The following is a 17,250-nucleotide window of genomic DNA, read 5'->3' as shown; positions in this document are numbered from 1 at the left end:
GAAGGGCACCAGAGCGCACGGGGCCGAGCGCTGTCCAGGTGATGTGTCTGGTGGACGGGCCACGCGCTCACGTCGGCAAGGTGTCGGACAGGGGAAGCTCCACGGTGAAGATGGAGCCCTTGCCGGGCTGGCTCTGGACGCGGATGCCTCCGCCGTGGGCCTCGACGATGCGCTTGGTAATCCAGAGCCCCAGGCCCAGGCCCTTGAAGTGCTGCGCGGACTCCGAGCGCTCGAAGCGCTCGAAGATGCGCTCCTGGTCCTCCTGCGCCACGCCGATGCCCTCGTCCTGGACGACCAGCTCCGCCACCGCTCCGCGCGGCTCCACCCGCACCGTCACCGGCCGCCCCGCGCCATACTTCGCCGCGTTGGACAACAGGTTCACCAGCACCTGCTCCAGCCGCAACTTGTCCCACTGCCCCACTACGGCGTCGTCCGCCAGCATGCGCACCTCGCTGCCCGCGCGCACCAGCTCCTCGGACATCCGCGACACCAGTTCGCGCGTCAGCGCCGCCAGGTCCACCTCCTCGAGGTTGAGGGACAGCCGGCCCGCGCTGATGCGCGACACGTCCAGCAGGTCGTCGATGAGCAACCCCAGCCGCTGGCCCGCGCGTGCCGCCTTCTCCGCGCGCTCCGCCAGCCCGCTGGCCGCCATCGCGTCCTTCGCCATGCGCGCCAGCAGGTGAATCTGGAGCTGCAACGCGTTGAGCGGCGATTTCAGCTCGTGACCCGCCACTGACAGCAGCTCGTCGCGAGCCTTCACCGCCTGGGTGGCCGCGCCATACAGCCGCGCATCCTCGATGGCCAGGGCGGCCCGCGCGGCCAGGCTCTCCAACAGCGCGCGCTCCTCCGCGGTGTACTCGCGCCCGCGCGCCTCGCGGATGACGCCGAGCGTGCCCAGCACCCGGCCCCGCGCGCCCAAAGGAACGATGATGAGGCTCTGCGGCCCGTAGCGCTCCAGGAAGGTGACACCCTCCGGCGAGCGGTCCCCCTGCAGCTCCTCCGCGCTCAGTCGGGGCACGAAGAGCGTCTGCCCCGTGGCCACCACCCGGCCCGACAGCCCTTCGCCCACGCGCGCCGGGTTCATCCGCAGCGACGACTCCAGCACGCCGCGCGCGACGGGGTCCGGGTGGTGCGCCGCCACCAGCTCCAACTGCTCCCCTTCCTCCGCGAGCAGTTGCAGGACGCACCCGCCGCCCAGCGCCTCGGACACCTTGCTCGCCAGCACGTCCAGCACCGTGGGCAGGTCCAACCCCGCCTCGGCGATGAGCTGGCTGACCTGCACCAGCACATGCAGCCGCGCGGCGCTGCGCCGGCTCTCCTCCTCCGCCGCGCGCGCGTCGCGAAACAACCGCGCGTTGTCCATGGCCATCGCCGCGCGCCGGGTGAGCTCCTCCGCGAGCGACAGGTCCGTCGCGTCGAAGGGCGCCCGCCCCGCGTCCCGCACGAAGGTCAGCGCGCCGAGCGTGCGCTGCCGGGCCACCAGCGGCGTGAGGATGAGCGAGCTGATGCTCCACGTCGACGCGCCGTCCACCTCGGAGACCGCGCGCGTCTTGCGGGTCTCCATGCGGGATTGCCCGCTGGCCAGCACCCGCGCCAGCGTGGAGGGCTGCCCCGAGTCGAGCGGGAAGCTCGTCAGCTCCAGCACCCGCTGCGCCTTCTCCGGGCTCGCGTGCAACACCGCCAGCCGCCGCACCACGCCCTCTTCGTACGAGTCCACCGAGCACCCGTCCGCGAAGTGGCCCAGCGCCAGCCGCGCCACGCCGGCCACCGTGTCCTCCCAGCCCAGCGAGCCGGACACCAGCGCGCTCGCGTCCGCCAGCAGGCTCAGCCGCGCGCCCAGCGCCTCCGCCTCCAGTCGCGCGGTGTGCTCGCGCTCGTACAGCCGCGCGCGCTCCAGCGCCTGACCACACTGCCGCGACAGCCCGATGATGGACTCGCGCTCCAGCGCGGTGAAGTCCTTCTCCCGCTCGAAGCCGAAGGCCAGCGTGCCGAACACCCTCCCCTCGACGAACAGCGGCGCCAGCGCCAGCGCGCGCAGCGGCCCTTCTTCCATCAACGCCGCGAGCCTCGGGTAGCGGGCCTGAATCGCCGCCAGCGTCTCCAGCCACACCGGCGCTTCGGCCAGCACCGCGTCGTACCCCGGCAGGTCCTCGCCGGTGCGGGGCAACACGCGCAAGGGCTCCAGGAGCCCGTCGGGCACGCCCACCGCCGCGATGAGCTCCGCGGACGCGCCGCCCTCCGGCGTCAGGTGCACCATGCCCGCCATCGCATCCACCGCCGGCAGGCCCAGGTCCAACACCACGTGGGCCACCTCCTCGCGAGTGAGCGTCTGGCCGAAGGCCTCCGTCACCGCCTGGAAGCGGCTCAGCCGCAGCACCTCCGCCTGCTCCACCTCCGCGCGCGCCCGAGCCACCTCCACCCGCGTCCCCTCCACCGCCAGCTCCCGCTCCAGCGCCAGCCCCGCAAGACGCGCGTACAGCCCGCAGCGCTGAAGGTCCTCATCCGACGGCACGCGCCCCTGGCGCAGGACGGCGCACAACACGCCGACGACGCCCCGGTCCACGGAGGGCGACAGCGGCAGCGACACCAGCCCCACCGCGCCCAGCTTCCGCCGGGCCTCCGGCTCGCCCGCGAGCAGCACGTCCCGCTCCAGGTCCACCGACACGTACGTCAAGAGCGCCCCGTCGATGTCCCTCGGGCCGTTCAGCAGGCGCTGGCCACACACCTCCACCGCGTCAGCCGGCAGCGCGGGCGTGGCGAGCGTACGAGGGACGCTTTCGTCCTCTCTCCAACACATGAAGACGCCGGACGCGGAGAGGGTGGCCGCGGCCTCGCGCAGCAGCGCCTCCAGCACCGCCCGCACCGGCGGCGCCACCGACAGCCGCTCCCGGGGCCGCGTCACGCGGTCCGTCGCGGCCACCCGGTTGCTCTCGGGCACCTTCATGCCCACACGTCCCCCCGGTCTGGGCCCCATCGGGCCAACCGCGAAGCTTCAGTGTCCCATGTCCGCCAGGGCCGCGAAACCCGCGGGCACCTGTCCCCAGGTACAAGAGACCTTGGCTTTCAGTGAGCGAACACATTGAAGAAGGCGAAGAAGATCTCGAGGACGATGAGCAGGACGATGACGGCCTCCAGCGTGTGGGAGCGGTCGATGTCCACGTCGCCCTTGAGCAGGCCATACGTCTGGGCGAGCAGTTGCTGCTTGCGCGTGACGGAGCCCTGCCAGGCGGAGATGCGCATGCGGCGCACCGCGCCCTCGTAGACCTTGGCCAGATAGAAGTCGCCGATGATTTTCAGGCTGTTGTCCACCCGCTCGATGAACTCGTTGAGGTCCACCAGCGTGGTGAGCGTCTGCCGCGTCAGCGTGCGGTACGGGCTGCGGAACAGCCGCGTCCACCCGTGGCGCTTGGCCTGCACCTCGTCGTGGATGCGCGCGATGTGCTCGTCCAGCCGCTCGTCGTAGTAACGGAATTCCAACAGTTGCGCGTTGGCGATTTCGAGCAGGTCCGGGATGTCCCCGGAGCCCGACGGCTCGTAGACGAAGGCGCTGTTCCAGTCGATGACGACCAGGTCATTCACCGTGTAGCTGAAGCGCATCTGCGTGACGGCCTCGCTCTCCCGGCGCGACAGCGGCGTCTGGCCGTTCTCCCCCAGCAGCAGCCGGGCGAGGTCCGCCTCCGCGAGGATGTCCTCCGCGGACGGGTTGCCCTGGATGCTCTCCGCGAAGATGACGGTGTAGCTCTCGTTCTGGTCCCACAGGTGCGGCTCCTGCACCGCGGCGGCGATGGTGTTGCGCACGCCTTCCACCAAATCCAGCGCCAGGTCCTCCAACGCCTGGCTGTCATACAACTCGTCCGCCACGCGGATGAGCTGCTCCAGCGACGTGCCCGGCACCACGGGCACGCGCAGGATGATGGACGCGGCGCCATGGTCGAACAGGCGCGCGGTGGCATCCACCGTGACGGGCCCGTCCTTCAGCGCGAGCGGCCTTCGCCCCAGCTCATACGCGAGCGGCGGATTGGGGAGCTGGAGGTACTGGCCATTCTCGCGCGACAGCTTGAGGCGGCGGGTGTCCTCCGACACGGCCTTGCGCGCCCGCTCCAGGTTGATTTCCTCCGCGATGTCGAAGGTGCGGTAGCAGAGGATGTGGGCCTTCTCGAAGAGCAGGGGAGCCGAGGCAGCCATGGTGCGCCCAGCCTAGCCCGCGCGTCCCCACACGAACGCCACCGAATGGCTGACGCCTGGCGCCTGTCGACGAGCCGTCAGTCCTCGGACACGGGTGAGGGATGCACCACCGGCTTGCCCGGGCCGGGCCGCGTGTCCGGCACCCCACCGACCTGGTCGGGCGGCGGCGACACAGGCTCTCCCGCCGAACGCCGAGCCTCCCGCCCGTCCTCGGGAAGCCGAGGCTCCTTCCTGGGATGGGTGACTTCATGTTCGGCCATGGCGCGCTCCCTTTGCTCACTCAAGCTAGGGCGCGTCCTGAAGCGAGCGCATGTCCCGCCCACCCGTCAGGCCGCTGGGCGGACAGGGTGGCTTCCGACACCTGCCCGTCCACCCCGTCACATTGTCGATGTTTCACGCCGGAAGCCTGTCACGCCGGCCCCCCGCCATTCCTCTCAATTGGCCGCACGTCAAGACTGGGGCGCAACGCCTGCCATGACGGCCAGGAGCGCGCTCATGTCGACGGTTTATGAGCCCGGGCCCCAGGGGGCGCCAGCTCCGTGCGCACATCCCACAGCTCTGGGAAGAAGCGCAAATCCAAGGCCTTGCGAAGGAAGGACACCCCGGAGGAGCCCCCGGTGCCCTGCTTGAAGCCGATGATTCGCATCACCGTCATCATGTGCCGGTAGCGCCACAGCTGGAACCGCTCCTCGGTGTCCACCAGCTTCTCGCACATCTCGTACGCATCCCAGTGCGCGTCGGTGTCCTCGTAGATGCGACGGAACACCTCCACGACGGCCGGGCTCTTCTCGTACGGCAGCCGCCAGTCGCGCTGGGCGCGGTCCTCCGGAATCGCATGCCCCATGCGCGCCAGGTACCGCAGGAACTCGTCATAGAGGCTGGGAGACTCCAACAGCCTCTCCAGCTCACCATGCACATCCGGCTGGTGGCGGAAGGGACCCAGGGCATTGGGGTCCTTGTTGCCCAGCAGGAACTCCACCGCGCGGTACTGCCAGCTCTGGAAGCCAGACGCGGGCCCGAGCGCGTCGCGGAACTCCAGGTACTCATTCGGCGTGAGCGTCTCCAGCACGCTCCACTGCTCGAAGAGCATCCGTTGGATGTTCCCCACGCGGGCGAAAATCTTGAACGAAGGCTCCAGCCGGTCCGCCTGCACATAGCGGATGCACGCGCTCAGCTCGTGGATGAGAAGCTTCATCCACAGCTCGCTCGTCTGGTGCTGGATGATGAAGAGCAGCTCGTCGTGGTGCGGGGGCTGCGAGCGCGGAACCTGCGCCGACAACAGCCGGTCGAGCTGTAGGTACTCACCGTACGTGGTCCTTCCGGCCAGGTCGGTGATGATTCCAGGCTCCAGATCTCGTTTGTTCATGGGCCCGGGCATTCATGCCCCTGCAAGCCCCCGCGGGCAAGACTTCCCGTACGGGCTGCCCCCGAACCCTCTCCCTGCCAGGGAGCACGGTTGACGGAGGTGCGGTCACTGTCTGCCCGGGCCGGGGCCAAACGTGCCGCTGATTTAACCGTTCGCTGCTTGGGCGGCGGCGGCCAGGGCCTTCGACGCGGCGCGGCCACGGGGCAGCTTGATGTCCTCGACGCTGTTGGCGGGCGCGTAGTCGACCCACGCCGACGGGCGGCGGTTGGTCTTCTCCAGCATCCGCAGCTTCTGGTAGTGCGCGGCGCAGTAGCCCTTGGTCCGGCTGGGCTTGCCGCAGTCGACGATGGCGCACTCGCGCGAGCCATCCGCCGCCGCCGGCTTACGGCCGCGACGCTTGCCACCCGCCGACACCGACGCCGCCGCGCTCACCGCGCCACGCGCCGCCGCGGGGGGACGACCCACGGCCTTGCGGCCCGGCTTCGCCGCCGCGACCTGGGCGCCGAACAGCGGCCCCACGACCTCGGCCAGCGGGGCCAGCCGCTCCGCCACGTTGCGCAGTGCATCCAGATCCGCCGTCCCGGACTCCAGGCGGGAGACCACGTCGCGCAGCGGCTTGAGCTGGACCTCGATTTCGTTACGGATCATGTCCCGAAACGCTTTATCCACGGACATTCGTTCAATCCTCGTCTTGGCTAATCTGGTTGTTGAAGGTCTGGAAGGGGGAGTTGATTTGTGATGCTGCTCATACCCATACCTTCCAATTTAGGATTTGTCTAAAGGAAGCGATAAAAGGTGTGACTGAAGGACGTATCACCCCCCCTACCGTACCGGTCGGGGCCCCATTCCAGTGGGGCGGGAACGGCGCTCAGCCGTCCCAGCGAAGGTCTTCCAGCAGGGAGCGGGTCCCCGAAACAAAGGGCCCCTCGGCCAGGGTGCGCAGCTCCTCGCGAGCCAGCGTCAGCTCCACGCGCAGCGTCTGCTGCTCGCGGGGATCCAACGCGGTGGAGAGTCTGGGCAACAGCGAACTCTCTTCTTCTTGGAAATGCGCGACCCAGAGATCCTCGAGCGCATAGAGCCGGGCCTGCCATTCGGCATCGCCCAGGGGCAATTCCTCCAACTCATCCATCAGCTCACGCATGGCCAGATGATCCTCGGCCAGCTGACGGGCACGAGCACGCCCTTCCACCCGAGCCACCAGCGGTTGCAGACAGCGCTCCTCCAGCCAGGTGTGCAGTCGCAACAGCTCCAGCAGCTCGCGCTGCGCGCTCAGAGGCTCCTCCTCCGCGCCGGACACGAGCCGCTCGAAGCGCTCCTCGAGCTCACGGTGCTCCTCCACGAGGATGTCGAACGGGCCTCCCATACCCTCAACCATCTGCATGGTTCGGCAGGCAGACAACCAAAGCTGCGCTTCATCCTCACATTATCGAAACTCAAACGACAGGGCGAGCGAACGTTCGGCGGGGTGAAACAACGTCCCGCAGCCTGCCTCGACTGGCGGCTGAAAGCCCATGGGGCCGAGCGCGAAGCGTTGCCTACTCAAAGCAACCTCCGGGGTGGGCAGGGCGCGTCCCCCCGGGGACGGCGCGTGGGTTTGCGATGACCGACGGCCCGGAAGCGGGGGCCCGTCCGCCCGGCCGGGTTGGATGGCGATGGGCGGGGACGTCTCCATCATGTTTCCTCGTGGAAGCTTCGCTCGCCACCCTGCGGAGGACGGTGTTCCACCTCGCCGAGCGGGGCGCGGCGCTCTCCGCGCTCTACCACCGGGCCCGGCTGGTGGGCACCGAGCACCTGCCCTCGAGCGGCCCCGTGTTGCTGGTGGGAAACCATGGCGTGTGGGGTTACGAAACGCCCGCGTTCTTCCATCTGCTGCACCAGGCCACCGGGCGCCGGGTGCTGGGGTTGGCGGAGCGAGGCTTTTTCCGCATTCCCGTGGTCCGCACGGTGTTGCCCTGGCTGGGTGGCGTGGAGGGGACCCAGGACAATGCGTTGGCGGTGCTGCGCGACGGAGCGCTGGTCGTCTGTTACCCGGGCGGCGCGAGAGAGGTCTTCAAGCGGCCGCGCGGGCGCTATCAGTTGCGCTGGGAGCGGGCGCTGGGCTTCGCGCGAGTGGCCTCCCATGCGGGGGTGCCGGTGGTGCCCTTCGCGGGCTTCGGCGTGGACGACACCTTCCTCTGGCCGCCCGGCGAGGCGCGGCTGGGCGTGCACCTGACGAACGAGGCGAAGTATCGCGTGCCGCTGCTGGTGGGGCTGGGCCCTCTCCCATTTCCGGTGCGCCTCACCTTCGCGCTGGGCAATGCCCACACCCCGCCGCCCTCGGGGGCCTCCGAGTCGCGGCTGCGCGCGTTCCGCGACAGGGTGGCCACCAGCGTGCACCGGCTGCTGGTCAGGGCTCGCCATGCTTGAGACACCTCCGGGCCCCGCGTCCCGGGCCCCCGCGCCGTCGCGCGTCCCGGACGTCGAGGACATTCCCTCTGGCTACGCGCACTTGCATTGCGAGGAGCGCCGGGTGAAAGGCACACCTTCGCGGCTGTTCACCTTTCCCAACGGCGATACGGATGTAGCCCGCACCGTGGTGTGTCTGCCGGGGTTGGGTGCCAGTGGGAGGTCCTTCGCGCCCATGGAGCCGCTGGCCGGACGGTTCCGGTTGTTGCTGTGGACGCCGCCTTTGCACACCCCGGCCACCCACACCCCGCTGCAGTGGAACCTGGCCGTGCTGAACGACCCCGAGGCACGGCTACCGGAGCGCTTCGCGCTCGTGGGTTCCTCCTATGGCAGCCTGCTGTCCATCGCCTTCGCGCTGGCGCACCCGGAGCGGGTGAAGGCGCTGGTGCTGGTGTCTCCGGTGGCCAGCGTGCGCCGGGTGAGGCGTCTGGCGGTGACGCTGTCCACGCTGGTGCGCACGCCGCGCCCGCTGGCGTATCTCTTCGCACCCACGGTGGCGCGAGTGCTCGGGGGCGCGCGGTTGCCCCCGGAGGGGCGCGCGGAAATCGTGCGCGAGGCGCGGCGGTTGACCCCCGTGGAGTTGCTGCGCCGGCTGCGCGACGTGCTGGCCGCGGACTTCCATCCCCGGCTCCATCAACTGCGAGTGCCCACGCTCGTCATCCAAGGTGGCAGGGATTTGCTGGTGCCGCCCCGGGCCGCGCACGACGTGGCGGAGCACATCCCTGGCGCACGGCTGGAGCTGCTCCGCGACGCGAGCCACCTGCCGTACATGAGCCACCCGGAAGCCTTCAACGCCGCCGTCGGCGCGTTCCTCCAGGAGCACGGCGCCGACACTCCGGAGCTCGGGCCATGAGCCGCACCACCGAGCGACTCTCACGCTCCGCTGTTCCTGTCGCGCCCGGAGCACGGTGCCGGAACTCCGAGGCTCGCGCCATGAGCCACACCACCGCGCGATTCTCACGCTCCGCTCTGCGGTTCCTGTCATGCCTGGAGCAAGGCATCGACACTCCAGGGCGCGCGCCATGAGCCACACCGCCGCGCGACTCTCGCGCTCCGCCCTGCTGTTCCTGTCACGCCAGGAAGGGCTGAAGGACCGGGCAACGCGCCTGGGACCACTCCGACGCCTTTCACGGCGCTTCGTCGCGGGCGAGAGTCTGGAAGAGGCAATGGACGCGGTGAAGGCACTCACCGCGCGCGGACTCTGGGCGTCGTTCGACCATCTCAACGAAGCGGTACGCGACGCGGCCCAGACGCGGGACGAGGTGCGCGAGTATCGACGGTTGCTGGCGCGCATCGACCAGACAGGCGTGAAGGCCAACGTGTCGCTGAAGCTGACGCAGTGTGGACTGCTGCTCGACCCGGCGCTGGCACTGGAGAACGCGCGCACCGTCGTGGCCGATGCGCGAGCACGAGACACCTTCGTGCGCATCGACATGGAGCACGGCGCGGTGACCCAGGCGACGCTCGACATCGTCCGCCAGTTGCACACGAAGCACGGCGAGCGACACGTGGGCGCGGTGCTGCAGAGCTGTCTGCGGCGCACGGAAGCAGACTCCCACGCGCTGTGCGCCGAGCGGGTGCGCATCCGTCTGTGCAAGGGCGCCTATCTGGAGGGGCCGGACATCGCCTTTCCAGACAAGAAGGACGTGGATGCCAGCTTCGTACGGTGCATGAAGGTGCTGCTCGACAGCGGCGTGTATCACGGCATCGCCACGCACGATGAGCGGATGATTGACGCGACGCTGGAGCATGCCGCGCGGCGACAGCTGCCGCGTGAAGCGTTCGAGTTCCAGATGCTCTACGGCATCCGGGAAGACCTCCAGCAACGACTCTCCGAGCAGGGCCATCCGGTGCGCATCTACGTCCCGTACGGACCCCGCTGGTATCCCTACCTCATGCGCCGCATGGCCGAGCGTCCGGCGAACCTCGCGTTCGTCCTGCGCCACCTCGCGCGGTGAGCGGCGACCCCGGCGCACCGGGCAGCCGGGCGTGGGGGAATGGACAAACGTCCCGTCCGCCAGTCCCGAGCGCTCAGGAATCCCTCACCACGCGCGTCTTTGCCTCACAGGAATACCCTGTCGGCCCGCGCGCCCCGCGCAAGCCCAATCCAACCCGGTGACGCTGTCACCCGGAGGGGGAAGCCATGTCCATGCGGTCCATTCACCACGGACTCCGGGTGTGCGCTCGGACCGTGGGTGTCGTCATCCTCGCAACCAGCCTCGCGTGCGCGTCCGGCGGCACGGGCGGCTCGGGACGCGCGGGGACGGACGAGCCGGAAGCCCGTCGCCAGGAAGCGCGGGAAGTGGCCCGGCAGGTGGCGGCGCTGGCGGGTGGCGTGCGTGACGTCGGCTCGCGCCTGGAGCTCACGTTCTGGTCGGAGCGCGGCGCCCTCACGCTCGTGGGCTACCAGTCGGTGCAGCGTGGCGGACGGCCGGGACGCGGCATCGACTCGGATGACCTGCGGCGAACAGTGGCCCGGGCGCTGATGTCCACCACGAGTCACTCCGCGGGCGAGGTGGTGCTGCGGCTGCGTCGCGACGCGTCCTCGTGGGCCCTGGAGCCGAGCGCGTCCTTCTCCACCGAGCGGCCTCCCGAGGCCCTTCACCTCGCCGGACGGCGTGAGGCCTCGACGCCCGAGTCGACCTGGATGGCCGCAAGCGTCCAACGCCTGCTCACGCCGGTGCGGGTGCCCGTGGACGGCACGGTGTGGGCGGACGTGTCCGTGCACGTGAGGGACGGCCGCGTGGTGGGTTGGGAGTTGGAGGGCTGGCGCGTGGTGCGAGCGGGCCGGGGGAACACGACGCGGTCGGTGTCACGCCGGGTCGTCGAAGAGGCGGCGGCGGTGCTGCGCCTCTACTCACCGGGCACGGGCTCGCGCACGCTGCACCTGGGCCTGCGGCTCATCCACGAAGGCAACGCGCCGTCCGCGGAGGGCTGGGTGGAGGAGACCCGCGTGGGCCGTCCACTCCGTCCGGGCGGGGGCGTCAGCCGCCTCACGCTGCCCTGACGAAGACGACGAAGCCCCGGCGCGCGGCGGGACACAGCCTGCCGCGCGCGGGGCCTCGAAACCGCTAGAAGTAACCGCCCACCGTGGTGCCGACGCTGAACGTCACGTCGACGTCATCACCCAGGCCGAAGGCCAGGCGAGGACCGGCGCCCACGAAGAAGTGGGACGTCACGTGGTACAGGAAGGGCGCGTAGCCCTCCAGGATGACCGTGGAGGCCGAGCCCGTGCCGTCGGGGAGCGACAGGATGTTGTCGCCGACGAACAGCGTGACGATGGCCTTGGGCCACACGGAGACCTTCTCCGTGAGGGAGATGTTGTAGCCCACGCGCGCGTTGATGCCGAAGGCGGCCACCGTGTCGCCTTCGCCGAACAACACCGCCAGGTTGACGCCGCTACCGATGGAGAGGTTCTCCTTCAGGAAGTAATCCACGCTCGGCGCCAGGTTGAAGAAACCGTACCCCGCGCCCTCCGTCGTGTAGCCCAGGTTCGCCGACGCATCCGAGCTGACGACAATCTGCCCGGCGTTGCCGAAAGCACCGGAACCACCACCCGTCGACTGCGCCAATGCACTCGTCGACACCATCAACCCGGCCGCTACGGCCATGGCCTGCCACTGATTTGCCTTCATGAAGCGTCCCTCCGTTGCGTGTGCCCGCGGTCATTCCCGGGCGCTCGGCGGCCCCTTCTAGTCAATGCGCGCCTGCGCGCATCCTTTTTTCGTTCCCTGTGTGTCATGTACCGCATGAGCGCAACTTGAGAATTCGCTCGGCGGAGCCGTTCCTCGCGCCATCTGCCGAGGAAACTCGCTCCCGGAGACGCCGCGCGTGAGACATCGCTGAGACATGGGCCCGGGCCTGGACACGGGCGCGCGGCGGGCCCGCATGGGCCAGGGCTCACGGACGGGAAGGTCGGCCAGGGTGGAGGAGTCAGAGGTCCCGGCCGGCCCTCCCATGCGCGAGGTTCCGTGCCCCGAACGGCCCTGAACCGCTCGGAAGGAGCGCACGGAACGAAGTCACCGGTAGCAAGCCTCACGCCAGACGAACGGCCGGTGAAATCAATCCTTTGTCATTCGTGGAGGGCCGGGAATGAGGCGCGAGGCGCTCGAAGTCGGGACCCGCACGTCCCATAAGCGAACAGACTTGCAATGATTCGCATATCCTCGCGTTGCCGTCTGTCCGTAGGATTCCACCCGGAGCCACGTTCGTGTGGAGCCCGGGGCCGCTGGTGGGACAGCCCGCCCCGCCCGTCAGTGCTCGCGGCGCCGCCCAGGGAAGGACGGGTTGGAGGACATGCCTCGTGTGCGTGCGCCCGCGGTGGCGGGCACCTTCTATTCCTCCAATCCCACCACGTTGATGACGCAGGTAGACGCGTGGCTGGAGCAGGCGCGGGGGCCGGGGGAGGGGCTTCCCACCGCGCTCATCGTTCCGCATGCCGGGTATGTCTATTCAGGCGCGGTGGCGGCGGCGGCCTACGCCACGCTGTGGGCTCGGCGAGCGGAGCGCACGCGGGTGTTGTTGCTGGGGCCGTGTCACTTCCACAGGCTGCGCGGCCTGGCGTACCCGGAGGTGGACCTGCTGTGTACGCCGCTGGGGGACGTGCGACTGGATGTGGACCTGCTGCGCCGGGCGACCGCGCTGGGACAGGTGAGCGCCTCGACCGAGGCGCACGAGTCGGAGCATGCGCTGGAGGTGCAGCTCCCCTTCCTCCAGCGCGTGTTGGAGCGCTTCACGGTGTTGCCGCTGGTGGTGGGGCGCACGGACGAGGAGGAGGTCGCCCAGGTGCTGGAGGCGTTGTGGGACGAGGACGTGTTGCTCGTCGTCACGTCGGACCTGTCGCACTACCGGCCGTATGAGGAGGCGCGGCGGGCGGACCATGCGACGGCGGCGCGGGTGCTGGCGCTGGAGGGGCCGTTGGACGCGGGCAGCGCGTGTGGCGCGGAGGCCATCAACGGTCTGCTGCGGGTGGCGAAGCGGCGGGGGCTGCGGCCCAGGTTGATGGCGCTGCGCAGCTCCGGGGATGCGGCCGGGGCACGGGACGAGGTGATTGGGTACGGCGCCTTCGTCTTCGATGCGGATGCGCCCGCGAGGGGCGCGTCCCGGTAGAAGCGCTCAGTCGTCCCAGGAGAGGGAGTACTCGCTGTCGAGCAGCGATGTCTGGCGGCCCTCGACGCGGATGTCCTGGGCGCCGACGGCCTGGAGGGCACCTTCGAGCATGCCTTCGTTGTAGGCGACGGGGGTGAAGATGCGGCGCATGTGGATGAGGCCGGCGCGAGGCGCGGTCCATTCGACCTGGAGCTCGCCGAAGTCGATGGCCATGCGGTAGGCCTCTGGGAGCATGTTGACGAGGAGCTTTGGATCTCCGCCGACCTGCTGACGGACCTCGGTGCCGAACATGGAGCGGACGAAGGCGAGCGTGCCCTGGACGCCAATCTGGCGCATGGCCTCCTCGACGCCGCCGAGTTGGGGCGCGAGCAGGTTGGCGGAGGCGAAGAACAGCCTCATGAAGGGAGGGACGGGGTAGAGCTCGGTGGGGTCAAGGTCGGGGGGGAAGTCACCGGCGTCGACGATGTGTTTCACCGCCTGCTCACCGCCCAGGAAGCGCACGGTGTCGAGCACGGCGGCGAAGTGCATGCCGCGAATGTGCTCGGAGGACTGCACGAGGGCGAGCCGCGAATCCAGCTCCCGCTGCACTGCCTCTGGCGTGTTCCAAGTGCCGCGTTCCATGAGCCGACCTCCACCGCGAAAAAGCGCGCGGAATGCTCGCACAGCTTCCTCGCGCGCGCGAACTCCTGGAGGTCATCCACACCCTGGCGCGTCCCGTTCCTGGGAATGCGACCAATGCACTACGTTGGGTGAAATGACGCTCTCGCGCATTCCCGCACGGCTCCGGCGCCTCGCGCCGCGGTGGATTGCCTGGCTCGGTCTGCCACTCGTCATCGCCTGCGCGGGCACACGACGCTACTACCTGCATTCGGAGTTGCCTTCGCTGGACGGTGACACCTTCCTGGCGGTGGCGCCGGGACCCTGGCCCGAGGTGCCCACCGTGCTCGACACGTCGGCGGCCGTTCCGGATGACCTGGTCCTGCCCACCCTCCAGGCCTTGATGGCGCTTCCCAGTTCCATGGACGCCTGCGACGCCCGGACGGGGCGTCCCCGTCCCGATGCGACCGAGTACTGCGTCGCCATCTACCGCACGCCAGACGACTGGCGTGTGTCCTGGCCCATTCGCGATGGGGGAACATCAGCGAGTGCGTGCCGACCTCCGTTTGGCGGCGTGGATGACGTGGACTTCGGAAGGGACCTGCCCATCTTCGGCTATGCCCACAACCATCCCTGCGGAGCGGAGGTCAGCGCCAAGGACCTCGTCGTCTGGCCCCTGGCGAAGTCGGGCGAGGGACTCTGGGTGATGATGGCGTATGCGACCACGCCGAGCGGCAGACTGGCCCGAGATGCGCGAGGGCAACCCGTTTCGACCTGGGGATGGCTCGCCACGGGCCATCGAAGCGCGCCTCGGTTCTACAAATGGAACCCGGCGGGTGAGGTCTTTCTCTGGGACTCCGCCCGGAAGAAATGGAGCTTCCAGGCCACCTGTCGCCCTCGCCCCTCCAGCGCCATCAGGCCTCACGGCACTCCTCCTGATTGCTCTTCCGCGATGTCCCCATAGGCTGCTCGACGCCACGCCCATGAACCCTCGCGCCACGTCCCGCCGTCCCGCACGTTCATCAGGTGCCACATGCTGAGACTGAATCCCCTGCTCCTGCTGGTGTCCCTGCTGACGGATGGCGGCGCTGCTCCGCCCACGCCCGACGCGGGGAGCCCGGATGCGGGAGTCGTGAGACCTCAGCCCACGACGACGAGGGATGCGGGGCTCTCTCCGACTGCAACGGGCGAACGCCCCATTCAATGGCCAGAGGAGATTCGCCCGCTGGCCACGTTGGATGGCCCCGCCGTGCTCGCCGCGCACACCGCGCTGCAAGAGGCCATGAAGCGCTTTCCGAAGCAGCACACCCAGCAGTGTGCGTTCTCGCCCCGCTCCCTGGAGCTGCGCGTCGGCTTCGAGGCCGGTATCTACTTCGTTCAAGTCGAGCGACGCGTGGACAGGTGCCCTGGCTTCGGCCCCGGCGTCACGCTCGAGTTCGATTGGTTCGAGGTCTACGCCATCGCACCGGATGGGCGGTTCCTCGAGCGCGCCCCGTATCACCCCTGAACAGGGGCGTTCTCCTTGCGCAGCTTCGCGTCGAGCAGGAAGTTGCCGAAGGGCACCAGCGACGCGCCGAACGCCACCGCCACGCGCACGAAGGACCAGCGCAGCGCGATGGCCGCCTCCATCAACGCGAAGAGGTACAGCACGAACAACAGCCCGTGCGCCATGCCCGTGAAGCGCACCGCCAACGGCATGTCCGCCGCGTACTTCAGCGGCATCGCGATGAACAACAGGCACACGAACGACAGGCCTTCCAACAAGGCCACCGCGCGGAACCGTCCAAGAGGGGTCTTCAACATGGCGCTCTCCCCCTCCTGTCTCCCACCCTCCGACCCTCCCGTCCATGCGTCAGGGTGACGCACCCGGTCGCCCGCCCGCCTGGCTTCTTTCCACGTCACCCCTCCCACTAGAATGAACCGGGTGAGGCCGGCAAAGCCCGCCATCACCCGTCGAGGGGGAACACCATGTCAGGCAACGACAAGCTGGAGTCCATCATCCAGGTGCCACGCGCGGACCGGAAGGGCGTGAAGCTGGTGCTGGAGCGGCCCTCGGGTGTCCTCAACACCGTCGCCATGCGACTGGTCATCAGCGGGAAGATGCAGGGCCAGGAGCGCCGCCAGCTCCACTCGGACGTCTTCACCGGCGAGGGCACCATCCCCCTGCCCGACGACTTCCTCCCCACCGCCGCCCAGGGCTGGGTGCGCGCCGTGTTCTCCGTCGCGGACCCGACGGGCGCGGGCGCACGGTTCCTCCAGCGCGCGACGCTCGTCTTCGAGAAGGGCCAGAAGGAAGCCCTCTGGGACGACTTCTCCCTCCAGCAGGGCGCGGTGGCCGACTTCATCACCCTCACCTGGACGGTGGTGGAATGAGGGCGCTCCTCGCGCTGCTCCTCCTCTGCGCCTCCGTCGCGAACGCCCAGGATGGTGGCACGCCGGACGCGGGCACCGTGGAGCTCGACTTCCCCAGCATCCTTCGAGGCGGCTCGGAGACCGCCGCCGGCCTGGACATCGCCACCGCCGGAGAAGTCGTCCACCCCTCCAACCCCTCCGCCCTCGTGGCCAGCCTGCGCGGCGTGGGCGCGGTGCTCGACGGCACCCAGGCGTCCTTCGCGCTCCAGCTCAACCCCTACCTGCTCACCGACGGCTTCGAACGGCTCTACTCGGAGGCCGTCGCCGCGCGGAACGCCTCCGTCCTCACCCGCCTGCTCCAGGACACCGCCATCACCCTCGGCGTGGGCCAGGACACACCCTTCCAGGACGCCGTCCCGGAGAAGGGCCGCTTCGCCACCGTGATGGCCGGCATGTCCGTGGACGTCCTCGGCGAGCGCAGCATCTACGGCTCCACCTACAACACCTGCATCACCCGCGTCCTCGCGGACCCGAGCCTCTACGAGTTCCCCGACAAGCCCCTGCCCGGCGACCATGTGAATCCCGCCGACTTCGAGAAGGCCCTCGCCGACTACCGCCTCGCCATGGAGGCCGCGCGCCAGGCGGGCATCGCGAAGATTCGCCAGGGCCTCCCCGCCTGCACCCGCGAGACACGCCAGGCCTCCAGCGCCCTCTTCTTCTCCGTCGGCGGACGCTGGGTGACACCCGGCCTCAAGTCGCATGACGGAGACGGCGTCGCCATCCAGCGCGGCTTCGGCGCGGCCACGCTGGAGCTGTTGAGCAGCGCGGACTCCAACCTCGAGGTCGCGATTCAAATGCGAGTACTCCAGGAACGTCCGCGCCCGGAGCTCTCCATGGACAAATGGGTCGACGTCGGCCTGTCCTTCGGCGTCGCCTCGCAGCGCTTCCAGCTCAAGCTCGAAGCCACCCAGTCACTGTTGAAACTGGGAAACACGGACACGAAACGCGCCAGCGTCGTGGCCACCACCCGCGTCATGGTGGGCGACCGCTTCACCGTGGGCCTGGGCGTACAGGGCCAGGGCGAGGACATGTCCGATGCCGTCGGCCAGATTCGCCCCAGCCTCGTACTCGACCTGGCGGAGCTGCCCACCCTCCTCCAGCCCGTCCCAACGCCTCGCTCCTGACGGCGCCGGGCG

18 protein-coding genes are annotated in these 17,250 nt (G+C 69.4%); 9 read left to right on the top strand and 9 right to left on the bottom strand.

Annotated elements, in window-relative coordinates; translation table 11 throughout:
* Window positions 1-67: 67 nt before the first annotated feature.
* The 6 genes from HUA74_RS22640 to HUA74_RS22615 all read right to left on the bottom strand — a co-directional run bounded on the left by HUA74_RS22640 (window position 68) and on the right by HUA74_RS22615 (window position 6,926).
* Complete coding sequence (locus HUA74_RS22640; protein WP_174456177.1) at window positions 68-2,944, bottom strand: GAF domain-containing protein; 2,877 nt, start codon at window positions 2,942-2,944, stop codon at window positions 68-70.
* Between the two features lie 119 nt (window positions 2,945-3,063).
* Window positions 3,064-4,185: a hypothetical protein gene (locus tag HUA74_RS22635; protein ID WP_141647941.1), complete on the bottom strand. Its 1,122-nt coding sequence runs from the start codon at window positions 4,183-4,185 to the stop codon at window positions 3,064-3,066.
* Between the two features lie 77 nt (window positions 4,186-4,262).
* On the bottom strand, window positions 4,263-4,445 hold the full coding sequence (locus tag HUA74_RS22630) for a hypothetical protein (protein ID WP_174456176.1): 183 nt from the start codon (window positions 4,443-4,445) through the stop codon (window positions 4,263-4,265).
* Window positions 4,446-4,678: 233 nt separating this feature from the next.
* Complete coding sequence (locus HUA74_RS22625; protein WP_174456175.1) at window positions 4,679-5,563, bottom strand: tryptophan 2,3-dioxygenase; 885 nt, start codon at window positions 5,561-5,563, stop codon at window positions 4,679-4,681.
* A gap of 132 nt (window positions 5,564-5,695) precedes the next feature.
* Window positions 5,696-6,226, bottom strand: a complete 531-nt coding sequence (locus HUA74_RS22620; RefSeq protein WP_141647938.1) for a cell wall protein — start codon at window positions 6,224-6,226, stop codon at window positions 5,696-5,698.
* Window positions 6,227-6,419: 193 nt separating this feature from the next.
* The gene (locus HUA74_RS22615) at window positions 6,420-6,926 is read right to left on the bottom strand and encodes a hemerythrin domain-containing protein (protein WP_174456174.1); all 507 of its coding nucleotides are present in this window, start codon (window positions 6,924-6,926) and stop codon (window positions 6,420-6,422) included.
* A 308-nt stretch (window positions 6,927-7,234) separates the two neighbouring features.
* On the opposite strand from HUA74_RS22615, the gene HUA74_RS22610 reads away from it, so the two are divergent.
* From HUA74_RS22610 to HUA74_RS22595, 4 genes are all read left to right on the top strand, one after another.
* Entirely contained in the window at window positions 7,235-7,957 is a 723-nt protein-coding gene (locus tag HUA74_RS22610) for a lysophospholipid acyltransferase family protein (protein WP_174456173.1), read from the top strand.
* 103 nt (window positions 7,958-8,060) lie between these two features.
* On the top strand, window positions 8,061-8,849 hold the full coding sequence (locus HUA74_RS22605) for an alpha/beta fold hydrolase (protein ID WP_371817290.1): 789 nt from the start codon (window positions 8,061-8,063) through the stop codon (window positions 8,847-8,849).
* Between the two features lie 169 nt (window positions 8,850-9,018).
* Window positions 9,019-9,954 carry a proline dehydrogenase family protein gene (locus HUA74_RS22600; protein ID WP_174456171.1) on the top strand — a complete coding sequence of 312 codons (936 nt, stop codon included), beginning with the start codon at window positions 9,019-9,021 and terminating at the stop codon, window positions 9,952-9,954.
* A gap of 185 nt (window positions 9,955-10,139) precedes the next feature.
* Window positions 10,140-11,003, top strand: a complete 864-nt coding sequence (locus HUA74_RS22595) for a hypothetical protein (protein WP_174456170.1) — start codon at window positions 10,140-10,142, stop codon at window positions 11,001-11,003.
* Window positions 11,004-11,067: 64 nt separating this feature from the next.
* Here HUA74_RS22595 and HUA74_RS22590 read toward each other — a convergent pair whose 3' ends face one another.
* Window positions 11,068-11,631: a hypothetical protein gene (locus HUA74_RS22590; RefSeq protein WP_174456169.1), complete on the bottom strand. Its 564-nt coding sequence runs from the start codon at window positions 11,629-11,631 to the stop codon at window positions 11,068-11,070.
* A gap of 661 nt (window positions 11,632-12,292) precedes the next feature.
* Between HUA74_RS22590 and amrB the strand changes: the two genes are divergently transcribed.
* On the top strand, window positions 12,293-13,105 hold the full coding sequence (gene amrB / locus HUA74_RS22585; protein WP_174456168.1) for an AmmeMemoRadiSam system protein B: 813 nt from the start codon (window positions 12,293-12,295) through the stop codon (window positions 13,103-13,105).
* 6 nt (window positions 13,106-13,111) lie between these two features.
* Here amrB and HUA74_RS22580 read toward each other — a convergent pair whose 3' ends face one another.
* Window positions 13,112-13,726, bottom strand: coding sequence for a TIGR02265 family protein (locus HUA74_RS22580; RefSeq protein ID WP_141647931.1), 615 nt, complete (start codon window positions 13,724-13,726; stop codon window positions 13,112-13,114).
* Window positions 13,727-13,859: 133 nt separating this feature from the next.
* On the opposite strand from HUA74_RS22580, the gene HUA74_RS22575 reads away from it, so the two are divergent.
* Window positions 13,860-14,666 (top strand): hypothetical protein, encoded by an 807-nt coding sequence (locus HUA74_RS22575; RefSeq protein WP_254625179.1) that lies wholly within the window; start codon window positions 13,860-13,862, stop codon window positions 14,664-14,666.
* A gap of 69 nt (window positions 14,667-14,735) precedes the next feature.
* Complete coding sequence (locus HUA74_RS45780) at window positions 14,736-15,209, top strand: hypothetical protein (protein ID WP_254614011.1); 474 nt, start codon at window positions 14,736-14,738, stop codon at window positions 15,207-15,209.
* On the opposite strand, the gene HUA74_RS22565 is transcribed toward HUA74_RS45780, so the two are convergent.
* Window positions 15,200-15,505, bottom strand: coding sequence for a DUF3817 domain-containing protein (locus HUA74_RS22565; RefSeq protein ID WP_174456167.1), 306 nt, complete (start codon window positions 15,503-15,505; stop codon window positions 15,200-15,202). The genes HUA74_RS45780 and HUA74_RS22565 overlap by 10 nt on opposite strands.
* A 165-nt stretch (window positions 15,506-15,670) precedes the next feature.
* Between HUA74_RS22565 and HUA74_RS22560 the strand changes: the two genes are divergently transcribed.
* Window positions 15,671-16,075 (top strand): hypothetical protein, encoded by a 405-nt coding sequence (locus tag HUA74_RS22560; protein WP_174456166.1) that lies wholly within the window; start codon window positions 15,671-15,673, stop codon window positions 16,073-16,075.
* The gene (locus tag HUA74_RS22555) at window positions 16,072-17,238 is read left to right on the top strand and encodes a hypothetical protein (RefSeq protein WP_174456165.1); all 1,167 of its coding nucleotides are present in this window, start codon (window positions 16,072-16,074) and stop codon (window positions 17,236-17,238) included. Before HUA74_RS22560 ends, HUA74_RS22555 begins: the two co-directional genes overlap by 4 nt.
* The last annotated feature ends 12 nt before the right edge of the window (window positions 17,239-17,250 follow it).

It is taken from the genome of Myxococcus sp. CA051A, assembly GCF_013336705.1.
GTDB lineage: Bacteria > Myxococcota > Myxococcia > Myxococcales > Myxococcaceae > Myxococcus > Myxococcus llanfairpwllgwyngyllgogerychwyrndrobwllllantysiliogogogochensis.
This window is presented reverse-complemented; position numbering and strand designations above follow the sequence as displayed.